Origin of the sequence: Streptomyces sp. MA5143a, from assembly GCF_900290235.1 — a bacterium.
Taxonomy (GTDB): Bacteria; Actinomycetota; Actinomycetes; order Streptomycetales; family Streptomycetaceae; genus Streptomyces.
This window is the reverse complement of record NZ_OLMK01000072.1, coordinates 14,740-33,717: the sequence shown is the minus strand read 5'-3', so window position 1 is coordinate 33,717 and position 18,978 is coordinate 14,740. Positions and strand designations below refer to the sequence as shown.

The 18,978-nt window shown below is 72.0% G+C and carries 17 protein-coding genes and 1 pseudogene; 12 read left to right on the top strand and 6 right to left on the bottom strand.

Annotated features, from left to right (window positions below; translation table 11 throughout):
• Positions 1–32 precede the first annotated feature (32 nt).
• Together SMA5143A_RS28630 and SMA5143A_RS28625 are read right to left on the bottom strand one after the other, a co-directional pair.
• Positions 33–701: pseudogene (locus SMA5143A_RS28630) on the bottom strand (UdgX family uracil-DNA binding protein); the annotation flags it as partial.
• A 204-nt stretch (positions 702–905) separates the two neighbouring features.
• On the bottom strand, positions 906–1,550 hold the full coding sequence (locus SMA5143A_RS28625; protein ID WP_107465704.1) for a phosphoribosyltransferase: 645 nt from the start codon (positions 1,548–1,550) through the stop codon (positions 906–908).
• A gap of 165 nt (positions 1,551–1,715) precedes the next feature.
• On the opposite strand from SMA5143A_RS28625, the gene SMA5143A_RS28620 reads away from it, so the two are divergent.
• The 3 genes from SMA5143A_RS28620 to SMA5143A_RS28610 all read left to right on the top strand — a co-directional run bounded on the left by SMA5143A_RS28620 (position 1,716) and on the right by SMA5143A_RS28610 (position 5,210).
• On the top strand, positions 1,716–2,156 hold the full coding sequence (locus tag SMA5143A_RS28620; RefSeq protein WP_107465703.1) for a Fur family transcriptional regulator: 441 nt from the start codon (positions 1,716–1,718) through the stop codon (positions 2,154–2,156).
• A 32-nt stretch (positions 2,157–2,188) separates the two neighbouring features.
• A complete protein-coding gene (katG, locus tag SMA5143A_RS28615) occupies positions 2,189–4,405 on the top strand; it encodes a catalase/peroxidase HPI (RefSeq protein ID WP_107465702.1) in 2,217 nt (738 codons plus the stop codon).
• A 304-nt stretch (positions 4,406–4,709) separates the two neighbouring features.
• Positions 4,710–5,210, top strand: a complete 501-nt coding sequence (locus SMA5143A_RS28610) for a hypothetical protein (protein WP_107465701.1) — start codon at positions 4,710–4,712, stop codon at positions 5,208–5,210.
• A 9-nt stretch (positions 5,211–5,219) separates the two neighbouring features.
• Here SMA5143A_RS28610 and SMA5143A_RS43150 read toward each other — a convergent pair whose 3' ends face one another.
• Positions 5,220–5,981, bottom strand: a complete 762-nt coding sequence (locus SMA5143A_RS43150; protein ID WP_181362051.1) for an SDR family NAD(P)-dependent oxidoreductase — start codon at positions 5,979–5,981, stop codon at positions 5,220–5,222.
• A 128-nt stretch (positions 5,982–6,109) separates the two neighbouring features.
• Positions 6,110–7,132 carry a Gfo/Idh/MocA family protein gene (locus SMA5143A_RS43145; protein WP_181362050.1) on the bottom strand — a complete coding sequence of 341 codons (1,023 nt, stop codon included), beginning with the start codon at positions 7,130–7,132 and terminating at the stop codon, positions 6,110–6,112.
• Between the two features lie 184 nt (positions 7,133–7,316).
• Here SMA5143A_RS43145 and SMA5143A_RS28595 point away from each other — a divergent pair, with 184 nt between their 5' ends.
• The gene (locus SMA5143A_RS28595) at positions 7,317–8,009 is read left to right on the top strand and encodes a DUF6215 domain-containing protein (RefSeq protein WP_181362049.1); all 693 of its coding nucleotides are present in this window, start codon (positions 7,317–7,319) and stop codon (positions 8,007–8,009) included.
• A gap of 11 nt (positions 8,010–8,020) precedes the next feature.
• Here the strand turns inward: SMA5143A_RS28595 and SMA5143A_RS28590 are convergent, their stop codons facing one another.
• On the bottom strand, positions 8,021–9,319 hold the full coding sequence (locus tag SMA5143A_RS28590) for a cytochrome P450 (RefSeq protein WP_107465699.1): 1,299 nt from the start codon (positions 9,317–9,319) through the stop codon (positions 8,021–8,023).
• 20 nt (positions 9,320–9,339) lie between these two features.
• Positions 9,340–10,695 (bottom strand): glutamine synthetase family protein, encoded by a 1,356-nt coding sequence (locus SMA5143A_RS28585; protein ID WP_107465698.1) that lies wholly within the window; start codon positions 10,693–10,695, stop codon positions 9,340–9,342.
• A gap of 167 nt (positions 10,696–10,862) precedes the next feature.
• Between SMA5143A_RS28585 and SMA5143A_RS28580 the strand changes: the two genes are divergently transcribed.
• From SMA5143A_RS28580 to SMA5143A_RS28545, 8 genes are all read left to right on the top strand, one after another.
• The gene (locus SMA5143A_RS28580; protein ID WP_055512415.1) at positions 10,863–11,051 is read left to right on the top strand and encodes a ferredoxin; all 189 of its coding nucleotides are present in this window, start codon (positions 10,863–10,865) and stop codon (positions 11,049–11,051) included.
• 2 nt (positions 11,052–11,053) lie between these two features.
• Positions 11,054–12,253 carry an NAD(P)/FAD-dependent oxidoreductase gene (locus SMA5143A_RS28575; protein WP_181362048.1) on the top strand — a complete coding sequence of 400 codons (1,200 nt, stop codon included), beginning with the start codon at positions 11,054–11,056 and terminating at the stop codon, positions 12,251–12,253.
• Between the two features lie 14 nt (positions 12,254–12,267).
• Positions 12,268–13,080: an acetoacetate decarboxylase family protein gene (locus SMA5143A_RS28570; protein WP_107465697.1), complete on the top strand. Its 813-nt coding sequence runs from the start codon at positions 12,268–12,270 to the stop codon at positions 13,078–13,080.
• Between the two features lie 125 nt (positions 13,081–13,205).
• A complete protein-coding gene (locus tag SMA5143A_RS28565) occupies positions 13,206–14,666 on the top strand; it encodes an aldehyde dehydrogenase (protein ID WP_107465696.1) in 1,461 nt (486 codons plus the stop codon).
• Positions 14,659–15,579, top strand: coding sequence for a 3,4-dihydroxyphenylacetate 2,3-dioxygenase (locus SMA5143A_RS28560; protein WP_107465695.1), 921 nt, complete (start codon positions 14,659–14,661; stop codon positions 15,577–15,579). Before SMA5143A_RS28565 ends, SMA5143A_RS28560 begins: the two co-directional genes overlap by 8 nt.
• On the top strand, positions 15,572–16,417 hold the full coding sequence (locus tag SMA5143A_RS28555; RefSeq protein WP_107465694.1) for a fumarylacetoacetate hydrolase family protein: 846 nt from the start codon (positions 15,572–15,574) through the stop codon (positions 16,415–16,417). The genes SMA5143A_RS28560 and SMA5143A_RS28555 overlap by 8 nt, the downstream gene beginning before the upstream one ends.
• Positions 16,418–16,567: 150 nt before the next feature.
• Complete coding sequence (locus tag SMA5143A_RS28550) at positions 16,568–17,206, top strand: TetR/AcrR family transcriptional regulator (protein ID WP_107465693.1); 639 nt, start codon at positions 16,568–16,570, stop codon at positions 17,204–17,206.
• A gap of 217 nt (positions 17,207–17,423) precedes the next feature.
• Positions 17,424–18,881, top strand: coding sequence for an APC family permease (locus SMA5143A_RS28545; protein WP_107465692.1), 1,458 nt, complete (start codon positions 17,424–17,426; stop codon positions 18,879–18,881).
• Positions 18,882–18,978 lie beyond the last annotated feature (97 nt).

Here is an 18,978-nt window from a genome sequence, read left to right as displayed (position 1 = left end):
GCCGTTTACAACCCCCCGTGCGCCCTCGGGGTTCAGCTTCCCTCCCCGCCGTCCCCGGCCAGCGCCTCCGCCACCACCCTGAGGTCCGCCACCAGCCCCGCGTACGCGCCCTCGCGGTCGTCGGCGCGCAGGACGGCCGACGGATGGAGCGTGGCGACGACATGTGGCCGGCCGTCCTGGTCCTCGTCGTCACCCGGCAGCGGCAGCAGGGCGCCCCGGTCCTTGGTGACCCGGAAGGAACTGCCCAGCAGGGCCTTGCCGGCGGTCGCGCCGAGGGCCACGACGATCTCGGGGCGCACCAGACGCAGTTCGGCGCGCAGCCAGGGGTGGCAGGCGGCGACCTCCCGCAGTTCGGGCGCCTTGTGGATGCGGCGCTTGCCGCCGCCCGGCGGTCGTACGAACTTGAAGTGCTTGACCGCGTTGGTGACATACGCCTCGTCCATGTCGAGCCCGGCCTCCTCGGCGGCCCGCCGCAGCAGCCGTCCGGCGGGGCCGACGAACGGCTCGCCCTGCCGGTCCTCCTGGTCGCCGGGCTGCTCCCCCACCAGGAGGATCCTCGCGGACTCCGGGCCGGCGCCGAAGACCGTCTGGGTGGCGTCCTCGTGCAGCGGGCAGCCGCGGCAGTCGGCCGCCGCGCGCCGGTGTGCCGCGAGGCCGCCGCGACTCGGGAGAAACGGCCCGGCGTCATAGGCCCGGCCGCCGTCCCGGGAGGCACTCGCGGCTTCCCTGTCGCTTCCGGCACGGCTTCCGCCGCCGCTTCCGGAGCGCCTGTCGGTCGCGGACCGCGTTCCTTCGCCCGATGACCGCGTGTCTCCTCTCGCAGACCGTGACCGCGCGTCGCTCGTCGGCCGGGTAGGGCTCATGCGGGTCCGCCTCCTTCATCAAACGTCCGGTCGGGCATCCGGTCAGACGTCCGCCAGCACCGCCAGGACGTCCTCGTCCGTGAGCTGGTCGAAGTTGTCGTACCAGTGGCCGACCGCGCGGAAGCCGTACGGGCTGCGCAGGCAGATCACCACGTCCGCCTCGCCGCGCAGCAGCTCGACGGACTCGGGGGCGCCGACGGGCACGGCGAGGATCAGGCGCGCGGGGTGTGCCCGGCGGGCGGCGCGCAGTGCGGCGCGGGCCGTGACGCCGGTGGCCAGGCCGTCATCGACGACGATCGCGGTGCGGCCGCGCAGGTCGGGGGCGGGTCGGCCGCTCCGGTAGCGGCGCTCGCGGCGGCGGAGTTCGTCCCGCTCCCGTGCGACGACGGGGGCGAGGTCGGCCTCGGTGAGCCCCAGGGCGGCGAGCGCCGACCGGTCGAACAGGGGCGGGGCGTCGCCGACGATCGCGCCGACCCCGAATTCCGGCTGGGACGGCGCGCCTATCTTGCGGGCCACGAGCACGTCGAGGGGCGCGCCGAGGGCCCGTGCGACCTCCCGGGCGACGGGGACGCCGCCACGGGGCAGGGCCAGGACGACCGGGTCGGGCAGCTCGCCCCTCTCCCCCGGCGGGCGCAGGCGCGCGGCCAGCTCGCGCCCGGCGTGCGACCGGTCGCGAAAACGCGTCATCGCCGGGGCTCCACCACGGCTCAGCTGCGGATTCATGGCTTTCCTCCCCTCCAGTGTCGCCGCCCGCGAGCGACCCGTCCACGCCGGGCGTGTCCGAAACCGTTCACCAAACTTGGGTCATTCGTTTTCTTGAACTATTCGTGTTTGAGGGGGTAGGTTGTCGTCATGACCGAGCCCCAGACTCCGACCACCGCCGAGGAGCTGCGCGGTGCCGGCCTGCGGGTGACGGCCGCGCGGGTCGCTCTGCTGGAGACCGTCCGGGACGGCGACCACCTCGGCGTCGAGGCGATCGCCTCCGGCGTGCGCGATCGCGTCGGCCACATATCCGTCCAGGCCGTGTACGACGCGCTCGGCGCGCTCACCGATGCGGGACTCGTGCGCCGTCTCGAACCACCCGGCAGCCCGGCCCTGTACGAGGGCCGTGTCGGGGACAACCACCATCACCTCGTGTGCCGGTCCTGCGGCGCCGTGGTCGACGTCGACTGCGCGGTGGGCCACGCCCCGTGTCTGACGGCGTCCGACGACCGCGGCTTCGCGATCGACGAGGCCGAGGTCATCTACTGGGGCCTGTGCCCTCAGTGCTCGCAAGCCAAAGCCAGCAGTTAGCACCGTGATCCACCCAGTTCGGAAGGACTCCCATGACTGAGAACCACGACGCGATCGTCACGGATCAGAAGGCGGAGGGTGCAGGCGGTTGCCCGGTCGCCCACGGCCGCGCCGCGCACCCCACGCAGGGTGGCGGTAACCGTCAGTGGTGGCCGGAGCGGCTCAACCTGAAGATCCTCGCCAAGAACCCCGCCGTGGCGAACCCCCTGGGTGAGGAGTTCGACTACGCCGAGGCGTTCAAGAACCTCGACCTCGCGGCCGTGAAACAGGACATCGCCGAGGTGCTGACCACCTCGCAGGACTGGTGGCCGGCCGACTTCGGCAACTACGGCCCGCTGATGATCCGTATGGCCTGGCACAGCGCCGGCACCTACCGCATCAGCGACGGCCGTGGTGGCGCCGGCGCCGGTCAGCAGCGCTTCGCGCCGCTGAACAGCTGGCCGGACAACGCCAACCTGGACAAGGCCCGCCGTCTGCTGTGGCCGGTCAAGAAGAAGTACGGCCAGTCCATCTCGTGGGCCGACCTCATGATCCTCACCGGCAATGTCGCGCTGGAGCAGATGGGCTTCGAGACCTTCGGCTTCGGCGGCGGCCGCGTCGACGTCTGGGAGGCCGAGGAGGACGTGTACTGGGGTCCCGAGACCACCTGGCTCGACGACCAGCGCTACTCCGGCGACCGCGAGCTGGAGAACCCGCTCGGCGCCGTCCAGATGGGTCTGATCTACGTCAACCCCGAGGGCCCCAACGGCAACCCGGACCCGGTCGCCGCCGCCCGCGACATCCGTGAGACGTTCCGCCGCATGGCGATGGACGACGAGGAGACCGTCGCCCTCATCGCCGGTGGTCACACCTTCGGCAAGACCCACGGCGCCGGCCCCGCGGACAACGTGGGCGCCGACCCCGAGGCCGCCTCCCTGGAGGAGCAGGGCCTCGGCTGGAAGTCCGGCTACGGCACCGGCAAGGGCGGCGACACCATCACCTCCGGCCTGGAGGTGACCTGGACGGCCACGCCGACCCAGTGGAGCAACGGCTTCTTCAAGAACCTCTTCGAGTACGAGTACGAGCTGACGGAGTCCCCGGCCGGCGCCAAGCAGTGGGTGGCGAAGAACGCCGAGGCGATCATCCCGGACGCGCACGACGCGTCGAAGAAGCACCTGCCGACCATGCTCACCACCGACCTGTCGCTGCGTTTCGACCCGGTCTACGAGCAGATCTCCCGTCGCTTCTACGAGAACCCCGACCAGTTCGCGGACGCCTTCGCCCGCGCCTGGTACAAGCTGACCCACCGTGACATGGGCCCGAAGTCGCTGTACCTCGGCCCGGAGGTCCCGGAGGAGACCCTCCTCTGGCAGGACCCGCTGCCCCAGGCCGAGGGCGAGGCCATCGACGCCGCCGACATCGCGGCGCTCAAGGCCAAGCTGCTCGACTCGGGTCTCACCGTCTCCCAGCTGGTCTCCACCGCCTGGGCGTCGGCGTCCACCTTCCGCGGCAGCGACAAGCGCGGCGGTGCCAACGGCGCCCGTATCCGCCTGGAGCCGCAGCGCGGTTGGGAGGTCAACAACCCGGACGAGCTGCGTCACGTCCTGAGCGTCCTGGAGGGCGTCCAGGCCGGGTTCAACACCGGCGCCAAGAAGGTCTCCCTGGCCGACCTGATCATCCTCGGTGGTGCCGCCGCCGTGGAGAAGGCCGCCAAGGACGCCGGCTTCGACGTGGAGGTCCCCTTCACGCCGGGCCGTGTGGACGCGACGGAGGAGCACACCGACGTCGAGTCGTTCGCCGCGCTGGAGCCGACCTCCGACGGCTTCCGCAACTACCTGGGCAAGGGCAACCGCCTCCCCGCCGAGTACCTGCTGCTCGACCGGGCGAACCTGCTGACCCTGAGCGCCCCCGAGCTGACGGCCCTCGTCGGTGGTCTGCGCGTCCTGGGCGCCAACACCGGTGGCTCCACGCACGGCGTCCTCACCGAGACCCCGGGCAAGCTGACCAACGACTTCTTCGTCAACCTGCTCGACCTGGGCACGACCTGGAAGTCCACCTCCGAGGACCAGACCCTGTTCGAGGGCCGTGACGCGGCCACCGGCGAGGTCAAGTGGACCGGCACCCGTGCCGACCTGGTCTTCGGCTCGAACTCCGAGCTCCGTGCCCTCGCCGAGGTGTACGCGAGCGACGACGCCAAGGAGAAGTTCGTGAAGGACTTCGTCGCGGCGTGGGCCAAGGTCTCCGACCTGGACCGGTTCGACCTCGTCTGATCCCGCGGGGACCCCGGTCCCCGAGTGACGCGGGCCGGAGCTGATCCGGCCCCGTCCGACCCCGGCGTCCGGGCCGGCCCCCACGGGCCGGCCCGGACGTCGTCGTGTGGGCACCCGTGGGTGGGCGTCCCGCACCCGCCACGGGTCAGCGGTGTTATCCGGTGGTGCCGCCGGGTACCCGGCGGTGATCCGTCGGCGGGAGGCAGCCATGGAGTCGTCGCTCGACCGCATCGACCGGCCCTGGGGTGAGCGAACACCGTACGTCCGCCGCGCTGACCGCCCTCGACCACGACGGAGGCACCCGGTGAACGACGGCATCGCCCTCGCCCTGCGCGCACTCCACCGGGGCGAGCGGAACCTGGCCGGGAAACTCGAACGGGTCGCCGACCGGCACCGCGCCGAGCACGAGATCCACCATGTCGCCACCGACCTCGCCGGCTGGTCCCGCGAACACGTCCGGCGGATCGCCGCCACCGCCGCGGACCGCGAGGTGGACCTCACCGGCCCGGCGGAGGCGGGCGACGCGTCCGACGCGGTGTTCGCCCCGCACGGGAACCGGTCGATCGCCGAGACCACCGACGCCCTCGATCCCGGACTGCTGCTCCTGCGGGACCTGCGCGAACTCCATCTGAGCGCCACGGCGAACTCCCTGCACTGGGAGATGCTGGCCCAGCTCGCCCAGGCGGCGAAGGACCCGGCGCTGCTCTCCCTGGCCTCCGCCTGTCACCCGCGGACACTGCGCCAGACGCGCTGGACCAACACCATGATCAAGACGATGTCGCCGCAGGTGCTGACGAGCCTGTGATCCCGTCCGTCACCCCTGCCGCTGCACGGTGGGCGCGATGACCAGCTCCTCGATCAGCGTGCGCTCCGGGAGCGAGGCGCACAGCAGCACGGCGCGCGCCACGTCCTCGGGCCGCACCATGGCGGCCCGCTGCTCCGGGCCCGGCGGCACGGCACGGGTGTCGTGGACCGGTGTGTCGACCGCGCCGGGAAGGATGCAGGTCGCCCGGACGCCCTCGTCGCGGTAGCTGTTGCGGAGGTACGCCATGAAGTTCCGCACGCCGGCCTTCGCGGCGCCGTAGGGGGCGCCGCCGAGGAGGGTGGGCCGGATCGCGGCCAGGGAGGAGATCGTGACGATGGAGCCGCCGCCGCGCTCCAGCATGTCGGGGAGGACGGCCTGGGTGAGCAGGTAGACCGCCGTGAGGTTGACGCCCATGACGGCGTTCCACTCGTCCTCGCCGGTCCAGCGGACGTCGACGACCCGGCCCGCGCCGCCCGCGTTGTTCACGAGGAGGTCGACGGGCCCGGCGGTGTCCCTGGTCCAGGCGGCGAGTGCCCGAACGTCCTCGGCGTTCTCGATGTGCGTGGGGCGGGCGAAGGCCGTGCCCCCGTTTCCCTCGACGGCGGCGGCGACCTCGTCCAGCACCTGCCGGCGCCGTCCGACGAGGACGACGGTGGCGCCCTCCTCGGCGAGCAGCAGCGCCGTCTCCCGGCCGATGCCCGTGCCCGCGCCGGTGATCAGCGCGGTCTTCCCGGCCAGGGTGCGCGCCCGCTCGCGGTCCTCGGTTCCCATGCCTCAGCCCTCCCGACGGGGGCGCCTCGTACGCCCTTGAACTGAGCATGCCCACCGGGCGGGAAGCACTGGGGTCCCGGTCGCGGGTGGAGAATCCCCACGCCGGGCCTGGTCGGCGGTGACGCGGGTCAGGGGCTGTAGAAGGCGGGGCGGTCGACGAGGTGGACCTCGACGCGGCCGCCCTGCGTCTGGGAGCGGACGGCCGCCTCGCAGATCGCCGCGACGGCGTACCCGTCCCAGACGCCGGGGCCGGTCACCTCACCGCGGCGGGTGGCGTCGACCCACGCCTGGACCTCGCGGTCGTAGGCGTCCTCGAAGCGCTCCAGATAGCCGGGGGTGACCGTGCCGCCCCAGCGTCCCGCGACGGTGACGAGCAGGTCGTGCCCGTCGCCGATGCGGGCCGTGCCGTGCTCGCAGACGGCCTCGGCCTGGACCTGGTAGCCGTAGCGGGCGTTGAGGTAGAGCTCGACGTCGGAGAGGGCGCCGCCGTCGGTCTCCAGGACGACGAACTGGGGGTCGGCGAGGCCCTCGGGGGCGTTCCCGGACGGGCGCGGCCGCAGCACGGTGACGGCGACGACCTCCTGGCCGAGCAGCCAGCGGGTGATGTCCATCTCGTGGGCCACGGAGTCGTTGATGGCCATGGCGCTGGTGAAGCCGGGCGGGTTCTCGGGGTTGCGGTGCCGGTTGTGCAGCATCAGCGGGCGGCCCAGTTCCCCGCTGTCGAGCAGGGCCTTGAGCCTGACGTACTCGCGGTCGTAGCGGCGCATGAAGCCCACCTGCGCCCTGCGGTGGCCGAGCCGCTGTTCGGCCTCCAGCAGACGGAGCGCGGCGGCGGTGTCCGGGGTGAGGGGCTTCTCGCACAGGACGGGCAGGTCGTGCGCGAAGGCGGTGAGCAGAGCCGCCTCGTGGGCCGGTCCCGGCGAGGCGACGAGCACGGCGTCGACGCCCGGCGAGGCCAGTGCCTCGGCGGCGTCGGAGAAGGCCGCGCAGCCGTCGACGCGTGCGGCGACCGCCTCGGCCCGGTCGGTGTCGAGGTCGACGGCGGCGGCGACATGGGCACCGCTGGTGACCTCGGTGATCCGGCGCACATGGTCGGCGCCCATCCGGCCGGTGCCGATGACGGCGACACCGAGGGAGCTCTGCTGAGTCATACGGGTCCTTCGCTCGACCGGATGCCGGGGTTCTACCCGCCGACGGGTGCGATCACATGATCGCAATATTGTCCGCGCGTCGAACGAACACCCGTTAAGCTCCCCCGGCGCGCACGGGGCGCGTATTCGGGGTGGGGGACATGGCGTGGGGGACGTAGGCGTGGGGACCGCGGGCGTGGGGGACATGAACGACCGTCAAGGGGCGCCCGAGAAGGACACGGGGGCGTGGGGCCAGGCGATCCTGGCGTTCGTCCTGTTCGGGGTGGTGGCCGGCGGCCTGTGGTTGCAGGACGCCTTCGCCGGGCCGGGCACGGACAGCGGGCCGGCCACCTGCTCGACCTCGGACGACGCCTCGCCGGCGCCGAGGAAGCGGGTCTCCGGGGCGCAGTTGTGCACCGCGCTGAACCGCAAGGACCTACCGAAGCTCGTCGGCACACCGCTGGAGGAGGCGGAGTACGCGACCGGCAGCGAGAGCGAGTCCCGCTGGGCCAGTGGCACCAAGACCGTCACCCCCGAGGCGAAGGTCGAACTGGAGTCCCACACCGTACAGATCTCGGCGTCGTACGACGATCTCCCGGTCGCGGAGTCGATCGAGTACCTGGGCGCCGGGGCCCAGTCCAGGACGGTCCTGGGACACAAGGCGGTGCTCTACTCGGGGCAGACCATCGCCATCTCCTTCCGGCTCGACGGCGGCGACGCCACGTCGGGCCCCGGCGGTGTCGCCCGCCATCTGCTGGTGGCGAGCGACACCAAGGACAAGGGCGACACCTACGACCTGGTCATCTGGCGTGAGGACCGACTGCCGCCGGACGACGCGGCGCTGTTCCGCATCGCCGAGAAGGTGCTGCCGACGCTTCCCGGCTGGAAGTCCGGCTGAGCCGGGGACCGTCAGGCCAGGGTCACCTCGACCGGCAGCTTCTTGATGCCGTTGACGAAGTTGGACCGCACGCGCGGGACGTCACCGGCGAGCCGGATGTCGGCGAGCCGGGGGATCAACTCCTCGAACATGATGCGGATCTCGGTGCGGGCCAGCAGATTGCCGAGGCACAGGTGCGGGCTGCCCTTGCCGAAGGTGACGTGGTCGTTGTTCTGCCGGGCCACGTCGAAGTCGTACGGGTTGCCGAAGACCTCCTCGTCGCGGTTGCCGGAGGCGAACCACATGACGACCTTCTCGCCCTCCTTGATGTGCTTGCCGCCCAGCTCCACGTCCCGGGTCGCGGTGCGGCGGAAGTGGTAGACGGGTGAGGCCCAGCGCAGGAACTCCTCGACCGCGACCGGGATCAGCGACGGGTCCGCCTGGAGGCGGGCGAGCTGTTCGGGGTGCTGGAGCAGGGCCAGCATGGAGTGGGAGATGGTGTGGCGGGTGGTCTCGTTGCCGGCCACCACCAGCAGCAGGAAGTAGTTGTCGAAGTCCTGCGCGGAGAGCGGCACCCCGTCGCGGGGCGTGGCGTTGACCAGACGGGACACCAGGTCGGTGCCGTCCCCGCCGCGCCGCTGCCGGGCCAGTTCGCGGCCGTACTCGAAGACCTCCACCGAGGCGGGCGAGCGGAACGGCAGATGACGGTACTTCTCGCTCTCCTCGCTGTGCAGCAGGACGTCCGCGTAGTCGGGGTCGGTGTTGCCGATGATGCGGTTGCCCCAGTCGATGAGCTTCTGGTTGTCCTCCGGGGGCACGTCCAGCAGTCGGGCGAGGACGTTGATGGGGAAGTCGGCGGAGACGTCGGCGACGAAGTCGAAGGTGCCCTTCGCGAGGGCCGCGTCCAGCGTGGTCGCGGTCAGTCCGCGCAGGAAGTCGGTGTAGCCGTTGATCACACCCGCGCCGAACTGCCGCTGGATCACGCTGCGCAGCGCGCGGTGGCGCACGCCGTCCATCTCCAGGATGGAGGCCCGGGTCTTGATCTGGTCGTCGTCGACCTCCTCCAGGTTGACGAACCTGGTCGAGGTGAAGGTCTCGGCGTCCCGGTCGACGCGGGCGATGTCGGCGTGCCGGGTGACGGCCCAGAAGCCGGAGTTGGGGGCGTCCTCGGGCTGCCAGTGCACCGGGTCCTCGTGGCGCAGGGTGTGGAACATGCGCCAGGGGGTGATGCCGTCGGTGAAGTTGCCGAGGTCGGCGAGGTCCACGTCGGCCAGCGGCAGGGGCTCCTGGAGGGCCTCGCGGACGGAGGGGAGGTGGGCGGAAGTGGTCATGTTCTTGGTTCTCCTGGACGTCACAGGTGGTAGGCGTACTCGGTGAACTCCCAGTCGGTGACGTGCCGGTGGAAGCGTTCGGCCTCGTTCCGCTTGTAGCCGAGGTACGAGGTGGTGAAGTCCTTGCCGAGCACCTCGGTGAGGGCGGTGTCCGCCTCCAGCGCGTCGAGGGCTTCGGACAGGTTCATGGGCAGGACGGCCGAGCGGGCGGTGTCGTAGCCGTAGCCCTCCAGCGGGGCGGGGGGCTCCTCGCCCGCCCGGACCCCGAGGAGCGCGGCGGCGATCGTGCCCGCGATCAGCAGGTACGGGTTGGCGCTGGCGTCACCGAGCCGCAGTTCGAGGCGGGCGCCGGAACCGCGCTCCGGCGGGACGCGGACCATGGCGCTGCGGTTGTCGAGCCCCCAGTCGATCAGCCAGGGCGCGAGGGTGTCGGGCCCGAAGCGCTTGTAGGAGTTGACCGTCGGATTGGCGAGGGCGGCGAGCGCCGGGGCGTGGGCGAGGATGCCGGCGAGGGCGTGCCGGGCGGTGGCGGACAGGCCGTGGGCGCCGGACGGGTCGTCGAAGGCGTTCTTCCCGCGCTCGTCGTCGCAGGACAGATGGAGGTGGAAGCCGGAGCCACCGGCGTCGTTGAACGGCTTGGCCATGAAGGTGGCGAGCCGGCCCTCCTTGCGGGCGAGCTCCTTGACGGCGGCCTTGAAGCGGAAGGACCGGTCGGCGGCCGACAGCGCCTCGGAGTGGTCGAGGTTGATCTCGAACTGCCCGCCGTCGAACTCGTGGTTGCCGTTGGTGGCGCCGATCCGCAGGTCGCGGAGGTGGCGCAGGGTGCGCAGCAGATGGTTGTCGGGGTCGGCGCGCAGGCCGGCGGTGTAGACGACTCCCGCCGCGCCCGAGTAGCGCTTCCAGCCGCTCGGGGACGCCGGGTCCTCGTCGCACAGGAAGTACTCCAACTCGGGCCCGACGATCGGGGTCAGGCCCTGTTCGGCGCAGCGGGCGAGCACGGTGCGCAGCAGGTCGCGGGGCGACTCGGGCGCGGGTGACCCGGTGGCCGGGTCGACGGTCTCCCCGAGGCAGGCGGCGACGCCGGGCTCCCACGGCAGCGGGACCAGGGTGTCGAGGTCCGGTCGTACGTGGATGTCGGGCAGCCCCGCGTCGAGGCCCCCGGGCACCGGGACGACGTCCCCCTGGGGGGAGGTGTGGTAGACGGCCCGGCAGAAGGTGAGGCCGTGTTCGCAGGCCGTGGGCAGGCTGTCGAGCAGGACGTCCCGGGCGCGGTCGGTGCCGATGAGATCGGGGTAGGTCACGCGGACCACGTCGATGCCCTCGGCGGCGAGCCGCTCCTGGTGCTGACGAATGTCCGGTGCTGGGGATGCGCTCACCGTTGTCTCCTCGGCGGCAGGCAGATGATTTGAGCCCAAACGATAAGAAGGGGCCCAGTGGCCCGCAAGGGGCTGAGGCCAAAAAATTATCCACCTGGACAGCTATTGACCAGGGGTGTGCGGCTTCCTATGTTGTTTGGAGCCAAATGACCTGAGGAGGACCGGCCATGAAGGTCGTCGTCGACATGAACAAGTGCCAGGACCACGGCCAGTGCGTTTTCGCCGCCCCCGAGGTCTTCCAGCTGGACGCGAACGGGCGGCTGGCCTACGTCAGCGACCCCGACGACGCGCTGCTCGACGAGGTCGAGGAAGCCGCCGACGTCTGTCCGCTCCAGGCCATCCGGATCGAGGCCTGACCATGGCTCCCACCAGCGCACGCGTGGTCGTCGCCGGCGCCTCCATGGCCGGTCTGCGCGCCGCCGAGCAGTTGCGCGCGGCCGGCTGGACCGGGGCGATCACGCTCGTCGGCGACGAGCCCCACATGCCCTACAACCGGCCCCCGCTCTCCAAGGAGGTGCTGGCCGGGAAGGCCCCCTTCGAGTCCCTCGCCTTCCGGCCCCGCGCGAGCGTGGCCGACGTGGAGTGGCGCCTCGGCACCAGGGTCGTCGCGTCCCGCCTCGCCGAACGGACCGTCGTCCTCGACGACGGCTCGGAGCTGCCGTACGACGCGCTGGTGGCCGCCACCGGGATGCGACCCCGGCGGCTGCGCTGCCCCGGTCCCCTCGCCGGACGCCACACGGTCCGCACCCTCGCCGACGCGCAGGGCCTGCGGGCGGAGCTGACCCGGCCCGGTGCCCGGGTGGTCGTCGTCGGCGCCGGGTTCATCGGCTGCGAGGTGGCCGCGACCGCCGTGGCCCTCGGTGTCGCGGAGGTGACCGTCGTCGATCCGCTGCCGCTGCCCATGGTCGGCCCGCTCGGCGAGCTGCTCGGCCGCGCGCTGCTCGCCCGGCACGAGGAGCGCGGGGTGCGCTTCGCCCTCGGCACCGGGGTCGCCGGCTTCGCGGGCGAGGACCGTGTCACCGGGGTGGTCCTCGACGACGGCACCGTACTGCCCGCCGACGTGGTGGTGGAGTCGGTCGGCTCGCTCGCCAACACCGAGTGGCTCGACGGCAACGGCCTCGACCTGACCGACGGAGTCCTCACCGACGAACAGCTGCGGGTCGGCGGACGGCCGGAGGTCGTCGCGGTGGGCGACGTGGCGCGTTTCCCCAACGCCCGCTACGACGGCGTACCGCGCCGGGTCGAGCACTGGTGCATCCCCACCGACACCGCCAAGCACGCGGCCAAGGTGCTGACCGGCGCCGAACCCGCGCCCTTCGCCCCGCTGCCCACCTTCTGGAGCGACCAGCACGACTTCCGGCTCCAGTCCTTCGGCGCCCCCGTCCTCGGCAAGGGCGACGTGCGCGTCCTGGAGGGCGACCCGGCCGGGGACGTCCTGGTCGGCTACCACCGCGACGCCCGTCTGGTCGGCGTCGTCGCGCTCGGTGGCCCGGCCATCGCCTCCGCCGCCGCCCGCCACCGCGCCGACCTGCTGAAGCAGCCCGCCCTCACCGCGTAAGGAACCGCCTCACCATGACCACCGTCCGTGGATTCCTCCACCCCAAGACGGCGACGGGCTCCTCGTCGCTGATCCCCTCCCCGCCCTGGCGCTACTCGGGCGACCTGCTCACCGTCGAGTACCGCACGGACCCCGCGCGGGTGCGTGAACTGCTGCCGGAACCGCTGGAACTCGCCGACGAGGACCCGGGCGCGGTCGCGCTGATCTGGGCCGACTGGCAGTCCTGCTCGGCGTCCGGCACGGAGCTGCTCGACCCGGTGCTCTCCCAGTACAAGGAGGCCTTCGCGGTCGTCCGGTGCACGTACCGGGGGCGGACGTACTCGCGGTGCGTGTACATCTGGGTCGACAAGGACTTCGCGATCGCCCGCGGGCTGCACCAGGGCTACCCGAAGAAGCTCGGGTCCATCCACCAGACGCGGCCCCATCCGTACGGGCCCGCTCCGCGGATCGAGGCGGGGGCCCGCTTCGGGGCGACCCTCGCCGCGGCGGACCGGCGGCTCGCCCAGACGGTGGTGACACTGCGGGAGCCGTCGGAGACGAACGGCTTCGTCAACGGCCACCCCATGGCCCACCACCGGTGGCTGCCGTCGGTCGAGAAGGGGAAGGGCCTGGCGCTGGACGAGCTGATCGAGTCCGGCGCGGCCTCCTTCGAGGGTGGGCAGCCCTGGGTCGGCGACGCGGAGCTGGAGCTGTTCGAGGCGCCGACGGAGGAGTTGGCGCGGCTGACGGTGGAGGAGCCGATCGCCGCGTACTACCGGCAGGTCGGCGTGGTGTGGGACGGCGGACGGCTGCTGGAGTCCGGGATGTCGGGAGCGGCGGACGAGTGAGCCCGGCGGCGGGCCGCCACGGGCACTCCGTGGCGCGCCGCGCCCACGCGGCACAGCCACGTGCCGACACGTCCCGCGCCCTGGGTCGGCGCACCTCCCCTTCGCTGAAAAGGACACCCCTCCCCATGTCTGACAAGATCGTCGTCGGCGGAGTCCCCGTCGACACGCGGCACTGGATCGGCGGCGAGCGCGTCGCCTCCTCCGGCACCTTCACCGACCACTCCCCCATCGACGGCGCCGTGCTCGGCGAGATCGCCCGCGGTGGACCCGCCGAGGCCCAGGCCGCCGTCGCCGCCGCGAAGGCCGCGTTCCCCGGGTGGGCCGCGACCTCGCGGGCCGAGCGGGCGCGGATCCTGCACGCCATCGCCGACGGCGTGGAGAAGCGCCTGGAAGAGCTCGCCGTCGTCGAGACCACCGACAACGGAGCGCTGCTGCGGTCGCACCGGCGCGGCGTGATGCCCCGGGTGGCACACAACTTCCGGTTCTTCGCCGACTGGCTGCTGAAGCTGGCGCACGAGGACTTCGAGACGCGCGGGCACACGAACCACGTGTCCTGGGACCCGGCGGGCCCCTGCGTGCTGATCACCCCGTGGAACGCCCCGTTGATGCTCGCCACCTGGAAGGTCGCCCCGGCGCTCGCCGCCGGCGACACCGTGGTGCTGAAGCCCGCCGAGTGGTCACCGCTGACGGCCTCCCTGCTCGCCGACATCGCCGCCGAGGCGGGACTGCCGGCCGGTGTGCTGAACGTCGTGCAGGGCTACGGCGCCGAGATCGGCGACGCCCTCACCTCGCACCCGGACGTGCGCCGCATCAGCTTCACCGGCTCGGTGCCCACGGCCCGGCGGATCGCCGCATCGGCCGCCGCCCACCTCACCCCGCTCAGCCTCGAACTCGGCGGCAAGTCCCCGCTGCTGGTGTTCGCGGACGCCGACCTGGACCTCGCCGTCGACCTCGCGGTGGAGCAGTACGACAACGCCGGACAGGTGTGCCTGGCGGCGACGCGCTTCCTCGTCGAGGAGGCGGTCGCCGAGGAGTTCACCCGGCGGTTCGTCGAGAAGGCGAGCGCGCTGAAGCAGGGCGATCCCCGGGACGAGGCCACCGACATCGGGCCCAACATCCATCCACGGCAGCTGGAGAAGATCGACGGCTTCGTGCAGCGGGCGGTCGCGGCCGGCGCCCGTGCGGTCATCGGCGGGCACCGGCTGGACGGGCAGTACTACGCGCCGACCCTGCTCACCGATGTGGCGCAGGACTCGGAGATCGTGCAGGAGGAGGTCTTCGGGCCGGTCCTCACCCTCCAGACCTTCACCGACGAGGACGAGGCCGTCCGGCTCGCCAACGACACCCGGTTCGGGCTGGCCGCCACCCTCGCCACCGGCGACCCGGCCCGCGCCGAGCGGGTCACCGCCCGGCTCGTGGCGGGCACCGTCTGGGTCAACTGCTTCTTCGTCCGCGACCTCCAGGCGCCCTTCGGCGGCTCCCGCCAGTCCGGAGTGGGCCGCGAGGGCGGCACCTGGAGCTTCGACTTCTACTGCGACCTGAAGAACACGGTCACCGCACCGAACGGATGGAACAACCATGGGTGAGATCGTCGGGGCGGGCCTCCTCGCCCATGTCCCCACCATCGTGCTGCCGCAGGAGGACCGGCTGGAGCTGAACGAGGGCAAGGAGATCACCCTCGTCACCGGCCTCCAGCAGCTCCGTGAGGACGTCTTCGAGCGGGACGACTACGACACGGTCGTGGTCCTCGACTCGCACTGGGCGACCACCGTCGAGTTCGTGGTCACCGCGCAGGCGCGGCGGGCCGGGCTGTTCACCTCCGAGGAGCTGCCACGCGGCATGTGCCGGATGCCGTACGACTTCCCCGGCGACCCCGAACTCGCGCACAACATCGAGAAGTTCGCGGACAAGCACGGCACCTGGATCACCGCGATCGAGGACGAGTACCTGCCGATCTACTACGCCACCATCAACCTGTGGAAGTTCCTGGGCGAGGGGCTGCCGGACAAGCGGTGGGTGACCATCGGGGTCTGCCAGACCGGCGACATGGAGGACCATCTGCGACTGGGGCGGGCACTCGCCGACGGTATCGCCGCCACACCGGGCCGCCGGGTGCTGCTGATCGCCTCGGGCGCCCTCTCGCACACCTTCTGGCCGCTGCGCGAACTGCGCGACCACGAGGCGAGCGACCCGGTGCACATCTTCACCCCGGAGGCGCGCGCGGCCGACGAGGAGCGGATCGCCTGGTTCAAGGAGGGACGCCACGACCGGGTCCTCGACACCATGGACCAGTTCTGGAAGTTCAAGCCGGAGGCGAAGTTCTTCCACTACCTGATGATGGCCGGCGCCCTCGGCGAGCGGGCGTGCGCGGCGAGGGCCCGGCAGTACGGCGAGTACGAGAACTCCGTCGGCACCGGCCAGGTGCACCTCTGGTTCGACCGGCCCGCCGACGGCTGGACCGCATCCCACACCCCCGTACAGGAGTCCTCCCATGCCTGAGTACCGCCGCATCCTGCTCGACGGCGCCGCCGTCCAGGTCACCGTCGACGGGGACGAGCTGGTCGCCGGGGACGGCCGCCGCGTCAAGACCGAGGACGCGCACCACCTGCCGCCGGTCGTGCCGTCGAAGGTGATCGCCGTCCACCTCAACCACCGCAGCCGCGTCGACGAGTTCGGGATCGAGCTGCCGGACACCCCCACGTACTTCCACAAGCCGACCTCGGCCCTCAACTCCCACCGGGGCGCGATCGTCCGCCCCGAGGGCTGCAAGTGGCTCAACTACGAGGGCGAGGTCGCCATCGTCATCGGGCGGACGGCGCGGAACATCTCCCCCGCCGAGGCCGGCGAGTACATCGCGGGCTACACCGTCGCCAACGACTACGGCCTGCACGACTTCCGTGACACGGACGCGGGCTCCATGCTCCGCGTGAAGGGCTCCGACACCCTCTGCCCGCTCGGCCCGGGCCTGGTCACCGACTGGGACTTCCGCGGCAAGAGCCTTCGGACCTACGTCAACGGCGAGGTCGCGCAGGACGGCTCGACCGACGAGATGCAGTGGGACATGCACTACCTCGTCGCCGACATCGCCCGCACCATCACCCTGTACCCGGGCGACGTCCTGCTGTCGGGCACACCGGCCAACTCCCGGCCCGTGCGGCCGGGCGACGTCGTCGAGGTCGAGGTGGAGGGCCTCGGGCGGCTCACCAACCACATCGTCACCGGCCCCGCCCCGATCCGCAGCGACGTCGGCGCGCAGCCCACCGAGTCCGAGGAGGTGCTGTCCACGGCGCTGGGCGGCGACTGGGAGTTCCGCGGCATCCGCCCGCCGAAGCGCTGACACCGCCCCGAGTCCTGCCGCACCGGGCCGCCGCACCGGGCGCCCGGTGCGGTACGGCGGGCCCCTAGGGTCTGTCGTCCAACTCCCGCCTGCCCCGCGACGCCCGGCACGCCCGCAGGGGCCCGGAACCGTACGGGTAGGGTCACCGGCATGACCGATTCCGCCGACGTGCCCAAGAGCCGGAAGCCACGCAAGCGCCTGCACTACGGCGAGGGGCGGGAGGCCCTGCTGAACGCCGCGGTCCGGGTGGTGGCACGGGGCGGACTGCGCAAACTCACCTACCGGGCCGTCGCGGAGGAGGCCGGGGTCACCCACGGACTCGTCGTCCACCACTTCGGCTCGCGGGACGCGCTGATCGAGGAGGCGCTCGCCCACACCATCCGCACGTCGCTGAGCGTCAGCGCGCTCGAACCCGGCACCGGCAAAGTCGCCGACTTCTCGACGGGCCTGTCGGAGATGGTCACGGCGGACCCCGGGCGGCAGGCGTTCCAGTACGAGCTGCTGCTGGAGTCCCGCCGCCGCCCCGAGCTGCTGCCGCAGCTGAGGGCGCTCTACGACGAGTACTTCGACGCCACCCGGCGCGAGCTGAGCCGTATGCTGCCGGCCGACGCCGACCAGGCGCTGGCCCGGCTGGTGTTCGCCGCCCTCGACGGTCTGGTGCTGCACCAGCTCGTCCTGGGCGAGCCGGAGGTCACTGACGCCGCCGTGGAGCGGCTGCGCGGTCTGCTGCGGCTCCTGGAAGCCGACGGCGACACCGGCCGCGCCGACGCCGGGGACACCCCCGAGTAGCCCTCCCACCTGCGCTTTCCGAGGCTCCGGACACCGTTGCGTCCGGGGCCTCGTCGTGTTGCGCGCCCGCGGTCACAGGTGTGCGCACGGGGGTGTCCACCCAGTGGAAAATCTTGCCCCCACCCCCTTGCCAAACGGATAGTTCAAGCCCACGATAAGGCAACTCGTTTGACCCGAAACGAACTCCCATCCCTCCCCGTCCCGACAGGTGATCCGAGTGGACAGTCAGACGGCGGTCGCCCCGCACACCTCGCAAGGCAACTCCACGGCAAGCAGACTCAAGCCCGACTCCCTCGGCGTCCTGGGCATCCTCTTCTTCGTCCTCTCCGCCCAGGCCCCGCTGACCGGCATCGCCGGTGCCGTGCCCATCGCCGTCGTCATCGGCAACGGGGCGGGCGCCCCCGCCGCCTATGTCGCCGCCGGCGTGGTGGTGCTGCTGTTCTCCATCGGCTTCGTCGCCATGGGCCGCCACGTCGTGGACGCCGGCGCCTTCTACACCTACATCGGCAAGGGCCTCGGTCGGTCGACGGGCTCCGGCAGCGCCGGAGTGGCCCTCTTCGCCTACTGCACGGTCCAGGCCGCCCTGTACGGGCTGTACGGCGCGACCATGAGCGGCCTCGTCGAGCACCACACCGGCGTCGGCGTCGCCTGGTGGGTCTGGGCGCTGGTCACGATGGCGGTCGTGCAGGTGCTGGGCGCCGCCGGCATCGAGATGGGCGCCAAGGTGCTCGCCGTGTTCGTCCTCGCGGAGTTCAGCATCCTCATCGCCTTCGCCCTGGTGACCTTCTTCAAGGGCGGCGGCCCCGAGGGGCTCGGCTTCACCGACAGCTTCTCGCCGGACGCGGCTCTCCAGGGCGCCCCGGGTGTGGCGCTGATGTTCGCGGTGGCGTCGATGATCGGCTTCGAGGCCACCGCCCTCTACGGCGAGGAGGCGCGGGAACCGAGGAGAACCGTCCCCCGGGCCACCTATCTGTCGGTCACCGTGATCACCGTGTTCTTCGCCTTCACGTCGTGGATGCTGGTCTCCGCGCACGGCGCGTCCAGGGCGACGGCGGACGCGGGCAAGGCGCTGGAGAGCGGCGACGCCGCCTCCTGGGTGTTCGCCCCGGTCGCCGACCTGTTCGGCGCGTGGACCGGTGACGTCCTGCCGGTCCTGCTGGCCACCTCGCTGTTCGCGGGCATCCTCGCCTTCCACAACTCCGCCAACCGCTATCTGTTCTCGCTGGGCCGTGAGGGTCTGCTGCCCCACGGTCTGACCGCGCTCAACAGCCGTCACTCCCCCTGGGTCGCCGGCACCGTCCAGACCGTGATCGCGGTGGCCCTCGTCGTCCCGTTCGCGCTCCTCGGCAAGGACCCGGTGCTGACCCTCTTCTCCTGGTTCAGCGGGGTCGCCGTCCTCGCGATCATGCTCCTGTACTTCCTGACCTCGGTGTCCGTGGTCGTCTTCTTCCGCCGCTCGCGCGCCGACACCCGGCCCTGGAACACACTGATCGCCCCCGTCCTGGGCGCGCTCGGCATCGCCGGCGCCATCTGGCTGATCATCGAGAACTTCACCACGCTCATCGGCGGCGACCCCACCACCGCCCTCTGGCTCCAGCTCACCGTGCCCGTCGTGCTGGCCCTCGGGCTCGTCGCGGCCCGGGTGACCCGACGGAGCCACGCGGCCGCGGGCTGACCCCGACGGGGCCACGCGGTCGCCGGCCGACCCCGACGTCCCGCCCCGCGGCCGACGGCGGCACCACTCCCCCGGTGCCGCCGTCGGCCCACTCCCG

Excerpts from the sequence above, each read along its gene's own strand:
- SMA5143A_RS43145 (WP_181362050.1), bottom strand. The coding sequence starts at position 7,132 with ATGACTCAGCAGAGCTCCCTCGGTGTCGCCGTCATCGGCACCGGCCGG.
- SMA5143A_RS28575 (WP_181362048.1), top strand. The coding sequence starts at position 11,054 with ATGGCTCCCACCAGCGCACGCGTGGTCGTCGCCGGCGCCTCCATGGCC.
- SMA5143A_RS28595 (WP_181362049.1), top strand. The coding sequence starts at position 7,317 with ATGAACGACCGTCAAGGGGCGCCCGAGAAGGACACGGGGGCGTGGGGC.
- SMA5143A_RS43150 (WP_181362051.1), bottom strand. The coding sequence starts at position 5,981 with ATGGGAACCGAGGACCGCGAGCGGGCGCGCACCCTGGCCGGGAAGACC.
- SMA5143A_RS28560 (WP_107465695.1), top strand. The coding sequence starts at position 14,659 with ATGGGTGAGATCGTCGGGGCGGGCCTCCTCGCCCATGTCCCCACCATC.
- SMA5143A_RS28555 (WP_107465694.1), top strand. The coding sequence starts at position 15,572 with ATGCCTGAGTACCGCCGCATCCTGCTCGACGGCGCCGCCGTCCAGGTC.
- SMA5143A_RS28620 (WP_107465703.1), top strand. The coding sequence starts at position 1,716 with ATGACCGAGCCCCAGACTCCGACCACCGCCGAGGAGCTGCGCGGTGCC.
- SMA5143A_RS28570 (WP_107465697.1), top strand. The coding sequence starts at position 12,268 with ATGACCACCGTCCGTGGATTCCTCCACCCCAAGACGGCGACGGGCTCC.
- katG (WP_107465702.1), top strand. The coding sequence starts at position 2,189 with ATGACTGAGAACCACGACGCGATCGTCACGGATCAGAAGGCGGAGGGT.
- SMA5143A_RS28550 (WP_107465693.1), top strand. The coding sequence starts at position 16,568 with ATGACCGATTCCGCCGACGTGCCCAAGAGCCGGAAGCCACGCAAGCGC.
- SMA5143A_RS28580 (WP_055512415.1), top strand. The coding sequence starts at position 10,863 with ATGAAGGTCGTCGTCGACATGAACAAGTGCCAGGACCACGGCCAGTGC.
- SMA5143A_RS28625 (WP_107465704.1), bottom strand. The coding sequence starts at position 1,550 with ATGACGCGTTTTCGCGACCGGTCGCACGCCGGGCGCGAGCTGGCCGCG.
- SMA5143A_RS28590 (WP_107465699.1), bottom strand. The coding sequence starts at position 9,319 with ATGACCACTTCCGCCCACCTCCCCTCCGTCCGCGAGGCCCTCCAGGAG.
- SMA5143A_RS28565 (WP_107465696.1), top strand. The coding sequence starts at position 13,206 with ATGTCTGACAAGATCGTCGTCGGCGGAGTCCCCGTCGACACGCGGCAC.